This window comes from Pseudomonas sp. GD04091, assembly GCF_029836165.1.
In the GTDB taxonomy this organism is placed as follows: domain Bacteria; phylum Pseudomonadota; class Gammaproteobacteria; order Pseudomonadales; family Pseudomonadaceae; genus Aquipseudomonas.
On record NZ_JAOEBG010000007.1, the window covers coordinates 183060 to 202137 of the forward strand.

At 63.5% G+C, this 19078-nt stretch carries 17 protein-coding genes; 11 read left to right on the top strand and 6 right to left on the bottom strand.

The features are described from left to right. Window positions 1–40: 40 nt before the first annotated feature. Entirely contained in the window at window positions 41–1186 is a 1146-nt protein-coding gene (gene lldD, locus N7422_RS11740) for an FMN-dependent L-lactate dehydrogenase LldD (RefSeq protein ID WP_279806690.1), read from the bottom strand. A gap of 63 nt (window positions 1187–1249) precedes the next feature. Next, on the bottom strand, window positions 1250–2920 hold the full coding sequence (locus tag N7422_RS11745) for a lactate permease LctP family transporter (protein WP_279806691.1): 1671 nt from the start codon (window positions 2918–2920) through the stop codon (window positions 1250–1252). A 259-nt stretch (window positions 2921–3179) separates the two neighbouring features. Here N7422_RS11745 and N7422_RS11750 point away from each other — a divergent pair, with 259 nt between their 5' ends. Beyond that, window positions 3180–3947, top strand: a complete 768-nt coding sequence (locus N7422_RS11750) for an FCD domain-containing protein (protein ID WP_279806692.1) — start codon at window positions 3180–3182, stop codon at window positions 3945–3947. 121 nt (window positions 3948–4068) lie between these two features. On the opposite strand, the gene smpB is transcribed toward N7422_RS11750, so the two are convergent. Beyond that, a complete protein-coding gene (smpB, locus tag N7422_RS11755; protein ID WP_011532120.1) occupies window positions 4069–4551 on the bottom strand; it encodes an SsrA-binding protein SmpB in 483 nt (160 codons plus the stop codon). A 161-nt stretch (window positions 4552–4712) separates the two neighbouring features. Between smpB and N7422_RS11760 the strand changes: the two genes are divergently transcribed. Then, window positions 4713–5147 carry a type II toxin-antitoxin system RatA family toxin gene (locus tag N7422_RS11760; protein ID WP_279806693.1) on the top strand — a complete coding sequence of 145 codons (435 nt, stop codon included), beginning with the start codon at window positions 4713–4715 and terminating at the stop codon, window positions 5145–5147. 95 nt (window positions 5148–5242) lie between these two features. On the opposite strand, the gene N7422_RS11765 is transcribed toward N7422_RS11760, so the two are convergent. After that, window positions 5243–5761: an outer membrane protein assembly factor BamE gene (locus tag N7422_RS11765; protein WP_279806751.1), complete on the bottom strand. Its 519-nt coding sequence runs from the start codon at window positions 5759–5761 to the stop codon at window positions 5243–5245. A gap of 97 nt (window positions 5762–5858) precedes the next feature. Here N7422_RS11765 and fur point away from each other — a divergent pair, with 97 nt between their 5' ends. Then, window positions 5859–6263: a ferric iron uptake transcriptional regulator gene (gene fur / locus N7422_RS11770; protein WP_008096237.1), complete on the top strand. Its 405-nt coding sequence runs from the start codon at window positions 5859–5861 to the stop codon at window positions 6261–6263. Window positions 6264–6360: 97 nt separating this feature from the next. On the opposite strand, the gene recN is transcribed toward fur, so the two are convergent. Beyond that, on the bottom strand, window positions 6361–8034 hold the full coding sequence (recN, locus tag N7422_RS11775) for a DNA repair protein RecN (RefSeq protein ID WP_279806694.1): 1674 nt from the start codon (window positions 8032–8034) through the stop codon (window positions 6361–6363). 181 nt (window positions 8035–8215) lie between these two features. Between recN and grpE the strand changes: the two genes are divergently transcribed. The 8 genes from grpE (at window position 8216) to N7422_RS11815 (ending at window position 18625) form a co-directional block, all read left to right on the top strand. After that, window positions 8216–8770, top strand: a complete 555-nt coding sequence (gene grpE, locus N7422_RS11780; protein WP_279806695.1) for a nucleotide exchange factor GrpE — start codon at window positions 8216–8218, stop codon at window positions 8768–8770. A gap of 101 nt (window positions 8771–8871) precedes the next feature. Beyond that, window positions 8872–10800, top strand: a complete 1929-nt coding sequence (gene dnaK, locus N7422_RS11785; RefSeq protein WP_279806696.1) for a molecular chaperone DnaK — start codon at window positions 8872–8874, stop codon at window positions 10798–10800. 198 nt (window positions 10801–10998) lie between these two features. Continuing rightward, window positions 10999–12123 (top strand): molecular chaperone DnaJ, encoded by a 1125-nt coding sequence (dnaJ, locus tag N7422_RS11790; protein WP_279806697.1) that lies wholly within the window; start codon window positions 10999–11001, stop codon window positions 12121–12123. A gap of 13 nt (window positions 12124–12136) precedes the next feature. Then, window positions 12137–12943, top strand: a complete 807-nt coding sequence (dapB, locus tag N7422_RS11795) for a 4-hydroxy-tetrahydrodipicolinate reductase (RefSeq protein WP_279806698.1) — start codon at window positions 12137–12139, stop codon at window positions 12941–12943. Window positions 12944–13264: 321 nt separating this feature from the next. Next, a complete protein-coding gene (gene carA, locus N7422_RS11800; RefSeq protein ID WP_279806699.1) occupies window positions 13265–14401 on the top strand; it encodes a glutamine-hydrolyzing carbamoyl-phosphate synthase small subunit in 1137 nt (378 codons plus the stop codon). Window positions 14402–14506: 105 nt separating this feature from the next. Next, window positions 14507–17728: a carbamoyl-phosphate synthase large subunit gene (gene carB, locus N7422_RS11805; protein ID WP_279806700.1), complete on the top strand. Its 3222-nt coding sequence runs from the start codon at window positions 14507–14509 to the stop codon at window positions 17726–17728. After that, the gene (gene greA / locus N7422_RS11810) at window positions 17725–18207 is read left to right on the top strand and encodes a transcription elongation factor GreA (protein ID WP_082056730.1); all 483 of its coding nucleotides are present in this window, start codon (window positions 17725–17727) and stop codon (window positions 18205–18207) included. Before carB ends, greA begins: the two co-directional genes overlap by 4 nt. Further along, entirely contained in the window at window positions 18185–18625 is a 441-nt protein-coding gene (locus N7422_RS11815; RefSeq protein ID WP_279806701.1) for an MFS transporter, read from the top strand. Before greA ends, N7422_RS11815 begins: the two co-directional genes overlap by 23 nt. Window positions 18626–18769: 144 nt before the next feature. On the opposite strand, the gene N7422_RS11820 is transcribed toward N7422_RS11815, so the two are convergent. Beyond that, complete coding sequence (locus N7422_RS11820; RefSeq protein ID WP_085677204.1) at window positions 18770–19078, bottom strand: YhbY family RNA-binding protein; 309 nt, start codon at window positions 19076–19078, stop codon at window positions 18770–18772.

The window sequence follows — 19078 nt, forward strand, 5'->3', positions numbered from 1 at the left end:
GTGCGCGGCGTGCCCCGGACAATCAGGCGGTGGCGGGCGCTCAGGCGCCCAGTTCGCGGACCAGCGAGTCGCGGGTGATCTCGCTGATGGACTTGGCGCCGGTCAGCACCATGGCCACGCGCATTTCTTTCTCGAACAGTTCCAGCAGGTTCTTCACGCCCGCCTCGCCGTGGGTGGCCAGGGCGTAGAGGAAGGCGCGGCCGATCAGCACGGTGTCGGCGCCCAGGGCGATCATGCGCACCACGTCGAGGCCGTTGCGGATGCCCGAGTCGGCGAGGATCTTGATGTCGCCCTTCACCGCGTCGGCGATCGCCGGCAGGGCGCGGGCGCTGGAGAGCACGCCGTCGAGCTGGCGGCCGCCGTGATTGGAGACGACGATGCCGTCGGCGCCGAACTTGACCGCGTCGCGGGCGTCGTCGGCGTCGAGAATGCCCTTGATGATCATCGGGCCATCCCAGAATTCGCGAATCCACTCCAGGTCTTTCCAGGAAATGGACGGGTCGAAGTTGGCGCCGAGCCAGCCGATGTAGTCGGCAAGGCCGGTGGGGTTGCCACGGTACCTGGAAATGTTGCCCAGATCGTGGGGGCGGCCGAGCAGGCCGACGTCCAGCGCCCACTGTGGGTGAGTCATGGCTTGCCACACACGGCGCAGCGGCGCGTTCGGGCCGCTCATGCCGGCGTGGGCGTCGCGGTAGCGGGCGCCGGGCACGGGCATGTCGACGGTGAACACCAGGGTCTTCACGCCAGCGGCCTTGGCGCGCTCCAGGGCGTTGCGCATGAAACCGCGGTCTTTGAGCACGTAGAGCTGGAACCACATGGGCCGGTCGATGGCCGGGGCCACTTCCTCGATCGGGCACACCGACACGGTGGACATGGTGAACGGAATGCCATGGGCCGCCGCCGCGCGCGCCGCCTGCACTTCGCCACGGCGGGCATACATGCCGGTCAGGCCGACCGGGGCCAGGGCCACGGGCATGCTCAGGGTCTCGTCGAACAGCCGGGTCTCGAGGCTCAGGTCGGACATGTTCTTCAGCACGCGCTGGCGCAGGGCGATGCCGGCCAGGTCCGAGACGTTGTGGCGCAGGGTGTGCTCGGCGTAGGCGCCACCGTCGGCGTAGTGGAAGAGGAAGGGGGGCAGCTTGCGTTGGGCCGCGGCGCGATAGTCGGTGGAGGCGGAAATGATCATGGATTCTCGCAGCGTGGATTGAAGGTGATGCCGGGCGCCTGCTGGCGCCCGGCCCCTTTCACTTTAGTGATGAACCAGCATGCCGGTGAGCCAGTAGGCCTGGACCAGGGTGATCAGGCCGACGATGGTGGCGAAGAACAGGCTGTGCTTGACGGTGAAGCGGAACAGGTCGGATTCCTTGCCAACCAGGCCGGTGGCGGCGCAGGCCACGGCGATCGACTGCGGCGAGATCATCTTGCCGGTCACGCCGCCGCTGGTGTTGGCGGCCACCAGCAGGGTGTCGCTGACGCCGATCTGGTGCGCGGTGGTGGCCTGCAGCGAGCTGAACAGGGCGTTGGACGAGGTGTCGGAGCCGGTCAGGAACACGCCCAGCCAACCCAGGAACGGCGAGAAGAACGGGAACGCCGCACCGGTGCCGGCCAGCACCAGGGCCATGGTCGAGGACATGCCCGAGTAGTTGGTGACGAAGGCGAAGGCCAGCACCATGCCGATCGACAGGATCGGCCAGCGCAGTTCCCAGAAGGTTTCCTTGAAAGTGGTCAGACCAGTTTTGAAATTGATCTTGAGCACGGCCATGGAGATCAGCGCCGAGAGGAAGATCGCGGTGCCGGTGGCGGAGATCGGGTCGAGCTTGAATACCGCCGGCATGGCGGTCGGCGCGGTGACGATCGGCGCGGTCTTGATCACCAGCTGGTCGAGGTGCGGGATGGCGAAGTTGAACACGAAGTTGTACATCGCGCCGCCCGGGGCGAAGGCTGCCTTGAACGGTTTGAGGGTCCAGATGGTGACCAGCACGGTCAGGATCAGGAACGGCGACCAGGCCTTGAAGATTTCGCCGAAGCTGTACGGGCTCGGCTGGCTGCCACCCGACTGCACGACGGCGGCGCCGACGCTGCCCTTGGCTTCGGCGAACGCGCGCTTGGGCTGCCAGACTTTCAGGAACAGGGTCAGGGCGATCAGGCTGGCCAGGGCCGAGGTGATGTCTGGCAGCTCCGGGCCGATGAAGTTCGAGGTGAAGTACTGGGTGACGGCGAAGCTCAGGCCGGCGACCAGGGCGGCTGGCCAGGTCTCCTTCACGCCGCGCACGCCGTCCATCATGAACACCAGCCAGAACGGCACGAACAGCGACAGCAGTGGCAACTGGCGGCCGGTCATGGCGCCGATGTGGAAGGCGTCGATGCCGGTCACCTGCCCGGCGACGATGATCGGGATGCCCAGGGCGCCGAAGGCTACCGGCGCGGTGTTGGCGATCAGGCACAGGCCGGCGGCGTACAGCGGATTGAAGCCCAGGCCCACCAGCAGCGCGGCGGTGATGGCCACGGGGGCGCCGAAGCCGGCCGCGCCTTCGAGGAAGGCGCCGAAGCAGAAGCCGATCAGCAGCACTTGCAGGCGCTGGTCGTCGGTGATCGACAGCACCGAGCTGCGGATCACTTCGAACTGGCCGCTCTTGACCGTGAGTTTGTAGAGGAACACCGCGGCGACGATGATCCAGGCAATCGGCCACAGGCCGTAGAGGAAGCCATAACCCGCGGCGGCCAGCGCCATGTCGACAGGCATCTGGAAGGCGAAGATCGCCACCAGGATCGACAGGGCCAGGGTGATGCTGCCGGCGACGTGGCCTTTGAGGCGGAACACGGCGAGGGCGAGGAAGAAGAACACGATGGGGATGACCGCCGCCAGCGCGGACAGGCCGAGGCTACCAAGTGGGGTATAGAGTTGTTGCCAGGTTTGCATATGGGGTGGCCCCTAATTGTTGTTGGTCAAGGCACTGGCATTGGATAATTGGTAAGACCAATTTACAATGGCTGGTCGCTAGGTTAAAAGCGCCGTTGCGGGTGTGTCAATTTGTCCTGTGGAAAACTTTGCTCGGATGCCGATGAGCGGACGACCGGTGAGCAACGAAAATCGCTGGCCGATGGCTGTCGATACAGGCCGCTTAGGCGCAGAATAGGCGCCCCCGGATCCACATCCCGGGGTTCGTGGAGAGCATGTGATGGTTTTTGATCAGGTCCGCCAGCGGCGCCTGTCCGACGACATCGTCGATCGGTTGGAAGGGATGATTCTCGAAGGCACGCTCACGTCTGGGCAGCGCTTGCCGGCCGAGCGCGCATTGGCCGAGCAGTTCGGCGTGTCCCGGCCGTCGTTGCGCGAGGCGATCCAGAAACTGGTGGCCAAGGGGCTGCTGGTCAGTCGCCAGGGCGGCGGCAACTACGTGGCCGAGTCGCTTGGCTCGACCTTCAGCGATCCGCTGCTCAAGCTGCTCGAGGGCAGTCCCGAGGCGCAGCGCGACCTGCTGGAGTTCCGTCATACGCTGGAGGCGTCCTGTGCCTACTATGCGGCCCAGCGCGCCACCGGGCCGGACCGTGAGCGGCTGAAAGTGGCCTTCGATGCCTTGCAGGATTGCTACAACCGTGTCGACGAAGTCAGCCGGGCGGAAGAGGGCGCGGCCGATGCGCGCTTCCACCTGGCGATTGCCGAGGCCAGTCACAACGCGGTGTTGCTGCATACGATCCGTGGCTTGTTCGACCTGCTCAAGCGCAACGTGGTGACCAACATTGGCGGTATGTACCGGCAGCGCAGCGAGACGCGCGACATGCTGATCAGTCAGCACCGTGAGCTGTACGAAGCGATTGTCGAGGGGCGTGCCGAAGAGGCCAGGGAAGTGTCCAGCCGGCACATTCTGTATGTGCAGGAGGTGCTGGAAGAAGCGCAGCAGGAGGCCCAGCGGGTGGCGCGGGCAGAGCGGCGCAGCGGGCGCTGAGAACGGCTTCATTCGTGGGAGCGGGCTTGCTCCGCGATGGCGATTGCAGGGCCAATCGTGTTGGCCCGCCTGACGCTATCGTGGGGCAAGCCCGCTCCCGCGGGCTGCAAAGGGCAGGGTCTTACTCTTCCTTGCCCTTGTTGCGCATGGTGCGCTGCAGCTCGCGGTTGGAGTCGCGTTCGCGCACGGTGTCGCGCTTGTCGAACTCCTTCTTGCCCTTGCCGAGCGCGATTTCGCACTTGATCAGGTGCTTGCTCCAGTACAGCGACATCGCCACGCAGGTATAACCCTTCTGCGCCACGGCCGCTTCCAGGCGCTCGAGCTCGCGCTTGTTCAGCAGCAGCTTGCGCGTGCGGATCGGGTCGGCGATGACGTGGGTGCTGGCAGTGGTCAGCGGCGTGATATGACTGCCGAACAGCCAGGCTTCGCCATCCTTGAGCAGCACGTAGCTGTCGGTCAGGTGCGCCTTGCCGGCCCGCAGGCTCTTTACTTCCCAGCCGGACAGGACCAGCCCGGCCTCGAACTTGTGTTCGATGAAGTAATCGTGTCGCGCTTTCTTGTTCTGCGCGATGGTCCCGGTCGGATGTTTCTTTTGCTTAGCCATAGGGGCGGCATTATAGGGAGAGTCAGCGTCCTCGGCTATGGGGTTCAGGTGCGCTTGAGCCTGTTGGGTGAATCCCGGACAATGCAAGCCTCGTTCTGCCTTGCGCAACCGTTTCCGAGGCGCTGAGAGGCGCTGCCGCCCAGTTTGGAAGTGACACCTGGATGACTACCCATATTCAACGCTCCGCCCTGCTGCCGTACCCGGCCCAGGCGCTCTACGACCTGGTCAACGATGTGGCCAGCTACCCGGAGTTCCTGCCCTGGTGCTCGGCGTCCACGGTGCTCGAGGCCAGCGACACGCACATGCGTGCCCGGCTTGAAGTGGCCAAGGGCGGCATGAGCCAGCAGTTCGTCACGCGCAATGTGCTGGTGCCGGGGCAGTCGATCGAGATGAATCTGGAGGAAGGGCCGTTCTCCCAGCTGCATGGGCTGTGGGTCTTCAAGCCGCTGGGCGACAAGGCCTGCAAGATCAGCCTTGACCTGTCCTTCGACTACGCGGGGGCGTTGGTGCGTGCCACCTTGGGGCCGCTGTTCAACCAGGCGGCCAATACCATGGTCGATGCATTCTGCCAGCGCGCCAAGCAGCTCTATACTTAAGCCGCGCACGAGCAGGGCCTGGTAGTCGATCGGCGAAACAGGCGCCCATTAAAAAGCCCGGACCATGTCCGGGCTTTTTCGTTGTCGCGCCGTGCTTATTGCGGCGAGGTTTCCAGCGGGGCCGGCGTCGGCACCGGAGTGGTCTCGATGTTGTCGATTTCTTTTTGCAGGGTGTCTTCCAGCGAGCCTGGCTTGGCCGGTTTTTCCGGTTGGGTCGGCTGTTTGTCCGGGCTGACGGTGGTGTCGCCGCTGCCACCGAGGATTTCCTGGTCGCGGCTGACGCCCGGCATGAAGTCGCCGGACAGGCTGACCAGTTGGTCGCTTTCGTTGAAGAAGATGCTCATGCGCTCTTGCTGGCGCTGGCCGCCACCGGGCTGCAGGCTGTACAGGTAATCCCAGCGATTGGTGTGGAAGGTATCCTGGATCAGCGGGTTGCCCATGATAAACCTTACTTGCCGGCGGGTCATTCCGGGGCGCAATTGGTCTATCATGTCCTGCGTGACGACATTGCCCTGCTGGATGTCGATTTTGTAAACCCCGGGAAACGAGCAACCGGCGAGTGCGAGCAGTCCCACGAAGGTGAGGCTGGTTAGCAAGAGCTTGGTGTTTTGCATCGGTGGGCGACTTCCACTATCTTGGCTGGACAACGTAAACCCCGATCATACCCGTATTAAGAGAAGCTGCGAAGCAGCATCGGCGAGAAAGCTGACCATGGTTGAAAATAGCGAATTGCGCAAAGCGGGCCTCAAGGTAACCCTGCCTCGAGTCAAGATTCTTCAGATGCTCGACTCCACCGAGCAGCGTCACATGAGCGCCGAGGATGTCTACAAGGCGCTGATGGAGGCTGGCGAGGATGTCGGTCTGGCAACCGTGTATCGCGTACTGACCCAGTTCGAAGCGGCGGGTCTGGTGGTTCGCCACAACTTCGACGGCGGTCATGCGGTGTTCGAGCTGGCTGACGGCGGCCACCACGACCATATGGTCAACGTGGAGACCAGTGAAGTCATCGAGTTCATGGATGCCGAGATCGAGCGACGCCAGAAAGAGATCGTGGCCGAGCATGGCTACGAGCTGGTGGACCACAATCTGGTCCTGTATGTGCGTAAGAAGAAGTAACGATTTCGATCGTTATTGATGACAAAGGCGACCCTCGGGTCGCCTTTGTGTTTTCTGCCCCGCTCCCACAGGTGCAGCGCGTGGGCTTGCCTCGGTGTCAGGCCTTGCTGCTGACCACCATCTTGCGCGCATGGGCCAGCGATTCCTTGGTGAGATCGATCCCACCCAGCATGCGCGCCACTTCCTCGACCCGCTCGCGCTTGCCCAGGCTGGCGACAGCGGTGTGAGTGGTGTCGCTGTTGCGTACCTTGTGCACGAACAGGTGGTGGTGCCCTTGGGCCGCCACTTGCGGCAGGTGGGTCACGGTCAGCACCTGGCCGCGCTCGCCCAGGCGGCGGAGCAATTGGCCGACGATTTCTGCCGTGGGGCCGCCGATGCCGACGTCCACTTCGTCGAACACCAGGGTGGGGATGCGCGAGGTCTGGGCGGTGATCACCTGGATCGCCAGGCTGATGCGTGACAGTTCTCCGCCCGACGCGACCTTGGCCAGGCCCTTGAGTGGCTGGCCGGGGTTGGCGCTGACCAGCAGTTCGACCTGCTCCAGCCCGTGGGGTGACAGTTCAGCATTTTCGAAGGGGGTGAGTTCGATGCAGAACCGCCCGCCGGGCATGCCCAGGCGCTGGATCTCCTGCTCGACAGCGCTGGCCAGCTGTTTCGCTGCCTGCTGGCGCAGTGCGCTCAGCTCGCGGGCTTTCTCTTTATAGTGCTGGGCGTATGCGGCCAGCTCCTCGCCCAGTCGCTCGATCGACTCGTCACTGGCGTTCAGCCCTTCGAGTTCCTCCATCAGGCGTTGCTGCAGGAGTGGCAGTTCCGTGGGGTGCACGCGGTGCTTGCGGGCGAGGGTGTAGATGGTATCGAGGCGCTCCTCGAGCGCTTGCAGGCGCATGGGGTCGGCGTCGAAATGATCGAGGAAGCGGTTCAGCTCGCCCACGGCCTCTTCTACCTGGATTTGCGCGCTGGCAATCAGATTGACGGCCTCGTCCAGCGCCTTGGGGGCGTTGCTGACGGCGGTGAGGCGGTTGAGGCTGACGGTCAGGGCGCTGAGCACGTTGCCAGAGTCGCTTTCGCTGCACTGCTCGATGACCTGGCGGCAGATGCCGAACAGGGCTTCGGCATTGGTCAGGTTCTTGTGTTCCTGCTCCAGGTGCTCCAGCTCATGCTCGCCCAGGCCCAGGTTGTCCAGCTCTTCCAGCTGGTAGCTGAGCAGCTGGTGGCGCGCCCGTTGTTCGTCACCGGAGTTGCGCAGCCTGTCCAGCTCCAGGCGGGTCTGGTTCCAGCGCTTGGCGGCGAGTTGCACCTGGCGGGCCAGGTCGACGGCGCCGGCGTACTCGTCCACCAGGCGGCGATGGGTGTCGATCTTGAGCAGCGACTGGTGCTCATGCTGGCTGTGAATGTCGATCAGCAGCTCGCCCAGCGCCTTGAGATCGCCAAGCGGGCAGGGGGTGCCGTTGATGTAGCCGCGGCTGCGGCCTTCGGCGGTGATCACTCGGCGCAGGATGCACGGGCCGTCGCTTTCCAGGTCGCGCTCGGCGAGCCAGGCGTGCGCCTCGGGGATGTCGATCAGGTCGAAGGTGGCGAGGATATCGGCCTTGTCCGTGCCTGGGCGCACCACGCCACTGTCGGCGCGATCGCCAAGGGCCAGGCCCAGGGCGTCGAGCATGATCGACTTGCCGGCCCCGGTCTCGCCGGTGATGACGGACATGCCGCGGGCGATCTCGAGGTCGAGGTGTTCGACGATGGCGTAGTTGTGAATGGACAGGTGCACCAGCATGGGTCGGCTCCCGGAGGGTCGTGTCTGGATATTTATACAGTGCTTTTCGACGTGCTGACAATGCCCGGCCGATGAATGTGGAAACGCCCTTGCCCCTTGAACCTGGATTTTCCGGCCCCATATAGCCGGCAAGACATGGCGAGCCTGGCTCGTACGACAGAAATTGCGGAGGAGAAACCTAATGGCTGACGAACAGCTGGATGAGAAGAACCTGAATTCCGAAGAAGTTGGCGCAGCGAATGCCGATGCCCGCGTCCTGGAGCTCGAGGAGCAGCTGGCCGCCGCCAAGGACCAGTCCCTGCGCGCCGCCGCCGACCTGCAGAATATTCGCCGTCGCGCCGAACAGGATGTCGAGAAGGCCCACAAGTTCGCCCTGGAGAAGTTCGCCGGCGACCTGCTGCCGATCATCGACAGCCTGGAGCGTGGCCTGGAGCTGTCCAGCGCCGACGACGAGACCATCAAGCCGATGCGCGAAGGCATCGAGCTGACCCTGAAGATGTTCCACGACACCCTCAAGCGCTACAACCTCGAGGCCCTGGAGCCGCACGGCGAGCCGTTCAACGCCGAGCACCACCAGGCCATGGCCATGCAGGAGAGCGCCGATATCGAGCCCAACAGCGTGCTCAAGGTGTTCCAGAAGGGCTACCTGCTCAACGGTCGTCTGCTGCGCCCCGCGATGGTGGTGGTCAGCAAGGCGCCTTCGGCACCTCAGCCTTCCATTGATGAAAAGGCTTGAAATCCTTCCGGGCATCCCCATCTAGGTGTCAAGCACTCAAGTATTACCGCAGTTGGCCAATGTAGCCGCTGCCACCCAATTCAAGTTTCGGGAGAGTTAACATGGGCAAAATCATCGGTATCGACCTGGGGACCACCAACTCCTGCGTCTCCGTGCTGGAAAACGGCACCGCCAAGGTCATCGAGAACGCCGAAGGCGCGCGTACCACCCCTTCGATCGTGGCCTACGCCAACGACGGTGAAATCCTGGTCGGCCAGTCGGCCAAGCGCCAGGCTGTCACCAACCCGCACAACACCCTGTTCGCGGTGAAGCGCCTGATCGGTCGCCGCTTCGAAGAAGACGTCGTGCAGAAAGACATCAAGCTGGTGCCGTACAAGATCGTCAAGGCCGGCAACGGTGACGCCTGGGTCGAGGCTGCCGGCAAGGAAATGGCTCCGCCGCAGATCAGCGCCGAAGTCCTGAAGAAGATGAAGAAGACCGCCGAAGACTACCTCGGCGAGCCGGTCACCGAAGCGGTCATCACCGTTCCGGCCTACTTCAACGACAGTCAGCGTCAGGCTACCAAGGACGCCGGCCGCATCGCTGGCCTGGAAGTAAAACGTATCATCAACGAACCGACCGCCGCCGCGCTGGCCTACGGCATGGACAAGGGCAAGGGCGACCACACCGTGATCGTCTATGACCTGGGTGGTGGTACTTTCGACGTTTCGGTCATCGAAATCGCCGAAGTCGACGGTGAGCACCAGTTCGAAGTACTGGCCACCAACGGTGACACCTTCCTGGGTGGCGAAGACTTCGACATGCGCCTGATCGACTACCTCGTCGACGAGTTCAAGAAAGAGTCCGGCATGGACCTGAAGAACGATCCCCTGGCCCTGCAGCGTCTGAAAGAGGCCGCGGAGAAGGCCAAGATCGAGCTGTCCTCCGCCCAGTCGACCGACGTCAACCTGCCGTACATCACTGCGGACGCGACCGGTCCTAAGCACCTGAACGTCAAGATTTCCCGCGCCAAGCTGGAGTCGCTGGTCGAGGACCTGGTCAACCGTACCATCGAGCCTTGCCGCATCGCCCTGAAGGACGCCGGCATCGACGCCAGCAAGATCGACGACGTGATCCTGGTCGGTGGCCAGACCCGTATGCCGATGGTGCAGAAAGCCGTTGCCGACTTCTTCGGTAAAGAAGCGCGCAAGGACGTCAACCCGGACGAAGCCGTCGCCATGGGCGCCGCCATCCAGGGCGCCGTTCTGGCCGGTGACGTGAAGGACGTACTGCTGCTGGACGTCAGCCCGCTGACCCTGGGCATCGAAACCATGGGTGGCGTGATGACCGCGCTGATCGAGAAGAACACCACCATCCCGACCAAGAAGTCGCAGGTGTTCTCGACCGCCGACGACAACCAGGGCGCCGTGACCATCCACGTGCTGCAGGGCGAGCGCAAGCAAGCTTCGCAGAACAAGTCGCTGGGCAAGTTCGACCTGGCCGACATTCCGCCGGCACCGCGCGGCGTACCGCAGATCGAAGTGACCTTCGACATCGACGCCAACGGCATCCTGCACGTCGGCGCGAAGGACAAGGCCACTGGCAAGGCGCAGTCGATCGTGATCAAGGCCAACTCCGGCCTGTCCGACGAAGAGATCGAGAAAATGGTGCGTGACGCCGAGGCCAACGCCGAGGAAGACCGCAAGTTCGAAGAGCTGGCCGCCGCCCGCAACCAGGGTGACGCGCTGGTTCACTCGACCCGCAAGATGGTCAATGAGGCCGGTGACAAGGTCACCGCTGAAGAGAAGACCGCCATCGAGGCTGCCGTGGTTGCCCTGGAAGCCGCTGTCAAAGGCGACGACAAGGCTGCCATCGAGGCCAAGGTCGAAGAGCTGTCCAAGGTCTCGGCTCCGGTTGCCCAGAAGATGTACGCCGAGCAAGCCGAGCCGGCCCAGGGTGGCGCGCAACAGCAGCAGGCCGAGCCAGAAGCCAAGCACGATGACGTGGTTGACGCCGAGTTCGAAGAAGTGAAAGGCGACGACAAGAAGTAATCGTTGCGTGTTGTCGGCCAGTTCACCGCCATTTGGCGGTGAACTGGTAGGATGTCGCCGCGCGGGGGCTTGCTCCCGCGTTGGCGTATCTGGAATTCGAGAATTTTTTACAGCACCTGTCGGGCTCAAGTGTGACTGGCAGGCAGGTGTTGATGGCGCGGCGCGGATGCCGGACGCCCAACAAGGTGCAAATGACCTATGTCCAAGCGTGATTATTATGAGGTCCTGGGTGTCGAGCGCGGCGCCAGTGAAGCTGACCTGAAAAAGGCTTATCGCCGGTTGGCGATGAAGTACCACCCGGACCGCAACCCGGGCGACAAAGAGTCGGAAGACAAGTTCAAGGAGGCCAACGAGGCCTACGAAGTGCTGTCCGATGCCAGCAAGCGCGCGGCATTCGACCAGTACGGCCATGCCGGCGTCGACCCGAGCATGGGCGGCGGCGGTGCCGGCTTCGGTGGCGCCAACTTCTCCGACATCTTCGGTGACGTGTTCAGCGACTTCTTTGGTGGCGGGCGTGGCGGTGGTCGTGGTGGTGCCCAGCGCGGCAGCGACCTGCGCTACACCCTCGAGCTCAATCTCGAAGAGGCGGTGCGTGGCACCACGGTCAACATTCGCGTTCCCACGCTGGTCAACTGCAAGCCTTGCGATGGCTCCGGTGCCAAGAAGGGCTCGACGCCATCGACCTGTCCGACCTGTGGCGGTATCGGTCAGGTGCGTATGCAGCAGGGCTTCTTCGCCGTGCAGCAGACCTGCCCGCGCTGCCATGGCCAGGGCAAGATCATTACCGATCCCTGCACCTCGTGCCACGGCGAAGGCCGTGTCGAGGAGTACAAGACACTGTCGGTCAAGGTGCCGGCGGGCGTCGATACCGGTGATCGCATTCGCCTGTCGGGCGAAGGCGAGGCGGGCGCCCATGGCGGCCCGACCGGTGACCTGTACGTGGTTGTCAGCGTGCGCGAGCACCCGATCTTCCAGCGTGACGGCAAGCACCTGTATTGCGAGGTGCCGATCAGCTACACCGATGCCGCCCTGGGTGGCGAGCTGGAAGTGCCGACCCTCGATGGTCGGGTGAAGCTGAAGATCCCCGAAGGCACCCAGACCGGCAAGCAGTTCCGTCTGCGCGGCAAGGGTGTGGCTCCGGTGCGTGGTGGTGCTGCGGGCGATCTGCTGTGCCGCGTGGCCGTGGAAACGCCGGTCAATCTGAGCCGCCGCCAGCGCGAGCTGCTCGAAGAGCTGCGTGACTCGCTGGAAGGCGACAGTTCCCATTCGCCCAAGGCCAGTGGCTGGTTCGAGGGTATGAAGCGCTTCTTCGGCGATCTCTGAGAAGGAACAGGCTATGCGACGTATTGCGGTAATGGGCGCGGCGGGGCGGATGGGCAAGACCCTCGTCGAGGCCGTGCAGCAGCAGGCGCCCCAGACGGGCCTGACGGCGGCGATCGATCGTCCTGACAGTTCGCTGGTCGGGGCCGATGCCGGCGAGCTGGCGGCCCTGGGGCGCATCGGCGTGCCGATCTCCGACGACCTGGCCAAGGTTGTCGACGAGTTCGACGTGCTGATCGATTTCACTCATCCGTCGGTGACCCTGAAGAACCTGGCGTTCTGCCGCAAGGCGGGCAAGGCCATGGTCATCGGAACCACGGGCTTCACGCCGGAAGAGAAGGAGCTGCTGGCCGAGGCGGGCAAGGAGATTCCGATCGTCTTCGCCGCCAACTTCAGCGTGGGCGTGAATCTCAGCCTCAAGCTGCTGGACATGGCGGCCCGGGTGCTGGGCGATGATGTGGATATCGAGATCATCGAGGCCCATCACCGGCACAAGGTCGATGCGCCGTCGGGCACTGCGCTGCGCATGGGTGAAGTGGTCGCCAATGCGCTGGGGCGCGACCTGCAGGAAGTGGCGGTCTATGGTCGCGAAGGCCAGACCGGTGCGCGTGATCGCAAGACCATCGGTTTCGCCACCGTGCGTGCCGGTGATGTGGTCGGCGACCACACGGTGCTGTTCGCCGCCGAGGGCGAGCGCCTGGAGATCACCCACAAGGCCTCGAGCCGCATGACCTTCGCCAAGGGCGCGGTGCGTGCCGCGCTGTGGCTGGATGGGCGCGAGCCGGGGCTGTACGACATGCAGGATGTGCTGGAGCTGCGTTGATCTGTTCGATCAGTGTTGGCTTCTTCGCGGGCAAGCCCGCTCCCACAGGTAGAGCATGGCTTTCGGGCATGGTGCGGTCCCTGTGGGGGCGGGATTGTCGGCGAGGCAGGTGCCGTCGATGTCTACCTGTCGCAATCCTGGGTTTTGGAGACACATTCCCGGTAGACCAAAAACGCATTTTTCTGTAAGCTACAGCTTTAGTGTGTCCACTAAAAGCGCGCAGACTAATTCAGCATAAAAGCGGGGTGACGTGTCCATACGTCATTCCGCTTTTTTGCAACCTGCGATCGCCCTTTCAGGCTTGATTTACGGGAGGTCTTCTTGACTAAGCCAGCCATACTCGCCCTTGCCGATGGCAGCATTTTTCGCGGTGAAGCCATTGGAGCCGACGGTCAGACCGTTGGTGAGGTCGTGTTCAATACTGCAATGACCGGCTACCAGGAAATTCTCACAGACCCTTCCTACGCCCAGCAAATCGTTACCCTGACTTACCCGCACATCGGCAACACCGGCACCACCGCCGAAGACGCCGAATCGAATCGCGTCTGGTCCGCGGGCCTGGTGATTCGCGATCTGCCGCTGCTGGCCAGCAACTGGCGCAACACCCAGTCCCTGCCTGAATACCTGAAAGCCAACAATGTCGTCGCCATCGCCGGTATCGATACCCGTCGCCTGACCCGCATCCTGCGTGAGAAGGGCGCCCAGAACGGCTGCATCCTGGCGGGCGATGACATCAGCGAAGAAGCCGCCATCGCCGCGGCCCGCGCCTTCCCAGGCCTGAAGGGCATGGACCTGGCCAAGGTCGTCTCCACCAAGGAGCGCTACGAGTGGCGTTCCAGCGTGTGGGAGCTGAAGACCGACAGCCACCCGACCATCGATGCCGCCGACCTGCCGTACCATGTCGTGGCCTTCGACTACGGCGTCAAGCTGAACATCCTGCGCATGCTGGTCGCTCGCGGCTGCCGCGTGACCGTCGTGCCAGCCCAGACCCCGGCCAGCGAAGTGCTGGCGCTCAATCCGGACGGCGTGTTCCTGTCCAACGGTCCTGGCGATCCCGAGCCGTGCGACTACGCGATCCAGGCGATCAAGGAAATCCTCGAGACCGAGATCCCGGTATTCGGCATCTGCCTCGGCCACCAGCTGCTGGCCCTGGCCTCCGGCGCCAAGACCGTGAAGATGGGCCACGGCCACCACGGTGCCAACCACCCGGTCCAGGACCTGGACAGCGGCGTGGTCATGATCACCAGCCAGAACCACGGCTTCGCCGTCGACGAAGCCACCCTTCCGAGCAACGTCCGCGCCATCCACAAGTCGCTGTTCGACGGCACCCTGCAGGGCATCGAGCGCACCGACAAGAGCGCGTTCAGCTTCCAGGGCCACCCTGAAGCGAGCCCAGGCCCGACCGACGTCGCGCCACTGTTCGATCGTTTCACCGATGCCATGGCCAAGCGCCGCTGAGCATCCTGCTTCAAGGCCCCGGGCCGGCGCCTGCCGCGCCCGGCAGCGCCTGACCCAGATTGTTCAAAGCGGCTTGCCGACTGACCCCGGATTTGAGTGACAACCATGCCAAAACGTACAGATATCAAAAGCATCCTGATTCTTGGCGCCGGCCCGATCGTGATCGGCCAGGCCTGCGAGTTCGACTACTCCGGCGCCCAGGCCTGCAAGGCCCTGCGCGAGGAAGGTTTCCGCGTCATCCTGGTGAACTCCAACCCGGCCACCATCATGACCGACCCGGCCATGGCCGACGCCACCTACATCGAGCCGATCAAGTGGCAGTCGGTGGCCAAGATCATCGAGAAAGAGCGCCCTGACGCCGTCTTGCCGACCATGGGTGGCCAGACCGCACTGAACTGCGCCCTGGACCTGGAGCGCCACGGCGTTCTGGAGAAGTTCGGCGTGGAGATGATCGGTGCCAATGCCGACACCATCGACAAGGCCGAAGACCGCTCGCGCTTCGACAAGGCCATGAAGGACATCGGCCTGGAGTGCCCGCGCTCCGGGATCGCCCACAGCATGGAAGAGGCCAATGCGGTGCTCGAGAAGCTCGGCTTCCCGTGCATCATCCGCCCGTCGTTCACCATGGGCGGCACTGGCGGTGGCATCGCCTACAACCGTGAAGAGTTCGAAGAGATCTGCACCCGTGGTCTGGACCTGTCGCCGACCAAGGAACTGCTGATCGACGAATCGCTGATCGGCTGGAAGGAATACGAGATGGAGGTGGTCCGCGACAAGAAGGACAACTGCATCATCGTCTGCTCCATCGAGAACTTCGACCCGATGGGCGTGCACACCGGTGACTCGATCACCGTGGCTCCGGCACAGACCCTGACCGACAAGGAATACCAGATCATGCGCAACGCCTCGCTGGCGGTGCTGCGTGAAATCGGTGTCGAAACCGGCGGTTCCAACGTGCAGTTCGGCATTTGCCCGAACACTGGCCGCATGGTCGTGATCGAGATGAACCCGCGCGTTTCGCGTTCCTCGGCCCTGGCCTCCAAGGCCACCGGCTTCCCGATCGCCAAGATCGCCGCCAAGCTGGCCATCGGCTACACCCTCGACGAATTGCAGAACGACATCACCGGCGGCCGTACCCCGGCCTCCTTCGAGCCGTCGATCGACTACGTCGTCACCAAGCTGCCGCGCTTCGCCTTCGAAAAATTCCCGAAAGCCGACGCCCGCCTGACCACCCAGATGAAATCCGTGGGTGAAGTCATGGCCATCGGTCGTACCTTCCAGGAGTCCCTGCAGAAAGCCCTGCGCGGCCTGGAAGTCGGTGCCTGCGGCCTCGATCCGAAAGTCGACCTGGCCAGCCCGGAAGCCGCCGGCATCCTCAAGCGCGAGCTGACCGTGCCGGGCGCCGAGCGTATCTGGTACGTGGCCGACGCCATGCGTTCGGGCATGACCTGCGAAGAGATCTTCGCCCTGACCGGCATCGACATGTGGTTCCTGGTGCAGATGGAAGATCTGATCAAGGAAGAAGAGAAGGTCAAGACCCTGGCGCTGTCGGCCATCGACAAGGACTACATGCTGCGCCTCAAGCGCAAGGGCTTCTCGGACCAGCGTCTGGCCAAGCTGCTGGGTATCACCGACAAGAACCTGCGCCGTCACCGCCACAAGCTGGAAGTGTTCCCGGTGTACAAGCGCGTCGACACCTGCGCCGCCGAGTTCGCCACCGACACCGCCTACCTGTACTCCACCTACGAGGAAGAGTGCGAGGCCAACCCGTCGACCCGCGACAAGATCATGATCCTCGGTGGCGGGCCGAACCGTATCGGCCAAGGCATCGAGTTCGACTACTGCTGCGTGCACGCCGCACTGGCGCTGCGTGAAGACGGTTACGAGACCATCATGGTCAACTGCAACCCGGAAACCGTCTCCACCGACTACGACACCTCCGACCGTCTGTATTTCGAGCCGCTGACCCTGGAAGACGTGCTGGAAGTCTGCCGCGTCGAGAAGCCGAAGGGCGTCATCGTCCACTACGGCGGCCAGACCCCGCTGAAACTGGCCCGCGCCCTGGAAGAAGCCGGCGTGCCGATCATCGGTACCAGCCCGGACGCCATCGACCGCGCCGAAGACCGTGAGCGCTTCCAGCAGATGGTGCAGCGCCTGAACCTGCTGCAGCCGCCAAACGCCACCGTGCGCAGCGAGGAAGAAGCCATCAGCGCCGCTGGCGGCATTGGCTACCCGCTGGTGGTGCGCCCGTCCTACGTACTGGGCGGCCGTGCCATGGAAATCGTCTATGAACTGGACGAGCTCAAGCGCTACCTGCGCGAAGCCGTGCAGGTATCCAACGACAGCCCGGTACTGCTCGACCACTTCCTCAACTGCGCCATCGAGATGGACGTGGATGCGGTCTGCGACGGTACCGACGTGGTGATCGGCGCGATCATGCAGCACATCGAGCAGGCCGGTGTTCACTCCGGTGACTCGGCGTGTTCGCTGCCACCTTACTCGCTGAGCAAGGAAGTGCAGGACGAAGTCCGCGCGCAGGTCAAGAAGATGGCCCTGGAACTGGGCGTGGTCGGCCTGATGAACGTGCAGCTGGCCCTGCAGGGCGACAAGATCTACGTGATCGAAGTCAACCCGCGTGCCTCGCGTACCGTGCCGTTCGTGTCCAAGTGCATCGGCACCTCGCTGGCGATGATCGCGGCCCGCGTCATGGCTGGCAAAACCTTGAAAGAGCTGGGCTTCACCCAGGAAATCATCCCGAACTTCTACAGCGTCAAGGAAGCCGTCTTCCCGTTCGCCAAGTTCCCGGGGGTTGACCCGATCCTCGGCCCTGAGATGAAATCCACCGGTGAAGTCATGGGTGTCGGCGACAGCTTCGGCGAAGCCTTCGCCAAGGCCCAGATGGGCGCCAGCGAAGTGCTGCCGACCGGTGGTACGGCCTTCATCAGCGTGCGTGACGACGACAAGCCGCAAGTGGCTGGCGTTGCCCGCGACCTGATCGCCCTGGGCTTCGAAGTGGTCGCCACCGCCGGCACCGCCAAGGTGATCGAAGCGGCCGGCCTGAAAGTGCGTCGCGTGAACAAGGTGACCGAAGGTCGCCCGCACGTGGTCGACATGATCAAGAACGACGAAGTGTCGCTGATCATCAACACCACCGAAGGCCGCCAGTCGATCGCCGACTCCTACTCGATTCGTCGCAATGCGTTGCAGCACAAGATCTACTGCACGACGACCATTGCGGCAGGTGAAGCCATCTGCGAGGCGCTGAAATTCGGTCCTGAGAAGACCGTTCGTCGCCTGCAGGATCTGCATGCAGGACTCAAAGCATGAGCATTACCAAGTACCCGATGACCGTCCAGGGCGCTCGCGCCCTGGAAGAAGAGCACCTGTTCCTGAGCAAGACCGAACGCCCGCGCCTGAGCCAGGCGATCGGTGAGGCCCGCGAGCTGGGCGACCTCAAGGAGAACGCCGAATACCATGCCGCTCGTGAGGAGCAGGGCATGGTCGAGGCGCGTATCCGCGATATCGAGGGTCGTCTGCAGAACTCGGTGGTGATCGACGTCACCACCATCGCTCACACCGGCAAGGTGATCTTCGGTACCACCGTGGACCTGGAGAACACCGAGACGGGTGACCAGGTGACCTACCAGATCGTTGGCGAAGACGAAGCTGACATCAAGAAGGGCAAGCTCTCGGCGAGTGCGCCGATTGCCCGTGCCATCATCGGCAAGGAAGAAGGTGATATCGTCGTCGTCAAGACGCCAAGCGGCACGGTCGAGTACGAGATTGTCGAAGTCAAGCACATCTGACCGGCGCCTGCGGGCGCCATCCCTCGAGGGGATCCTCTGGCAGCTGGCCCAGGTTTTCTGGGTCGGCGGCCTCTGGGTGTTCCATGTGGGGCTGGTGCCGGCGCTGAAAGTCAGTGGCCTGGCGCCGCTGCTGGTGCACGATGTCGCCGCGCAGATCGACCGTTGGTTGATCGGCGTGGCAATGCTCGGGCTGCTGACCCAGCTGGCGGTGTTGGCGAGGGTGGACGGCCTGGCGGCCTGGTGGCGGCAATTCCGTGGTCAGATGCTGCTGCTCGGCTTTGGCGCCTGCGTCAGCTACTACGCGCTGCGCTACGGAATCTCCGTGGGCGAGCGTTGGCAGATGTTCTGCTTCCTGGTGCTGGGCTTCTCCGGCATCGTGCTGGTGGCCCAGCCGGTCCCGGTCAGGGCGCGGCGGTAAGCGGCTCAAGATCACCGGGACCGTTTTGCGGCCCTTTCATGACTCAAGGCCGCTCCCACAGGGATTGCGCCGACCCGCGGGTCAACACGATCCCTGTGGGAGCGGCCTTGTGTCGCGATGGGCTGCGCGGCAGCCCTGCTACCGTTACTTGTAACGGTGGATGTTGGACAGCTGCTTGTTCGGCTGCGGATTCTTGCGATAGATCAGCGCTTTCTTGCCGATGGTCTGCACCAGCTCGGCGCGACCGACCTTGCACAGCTCGGCGATGGCGGCGGCGCGCTCTTCACGGTCTTCCGAACGGATTTCGACCTTGATCAGCTCGTGATCGGCCAAGGCCCGCTCCAGTTCGGCGATGACGCCTTCGTTCAAACCATTGCCCGCGACGATCAGAACCGGCTTCAGGTCATGACCAATGGACTTGTATTGCTTCTTCTGCTCGTTGTTGAGCGGCAT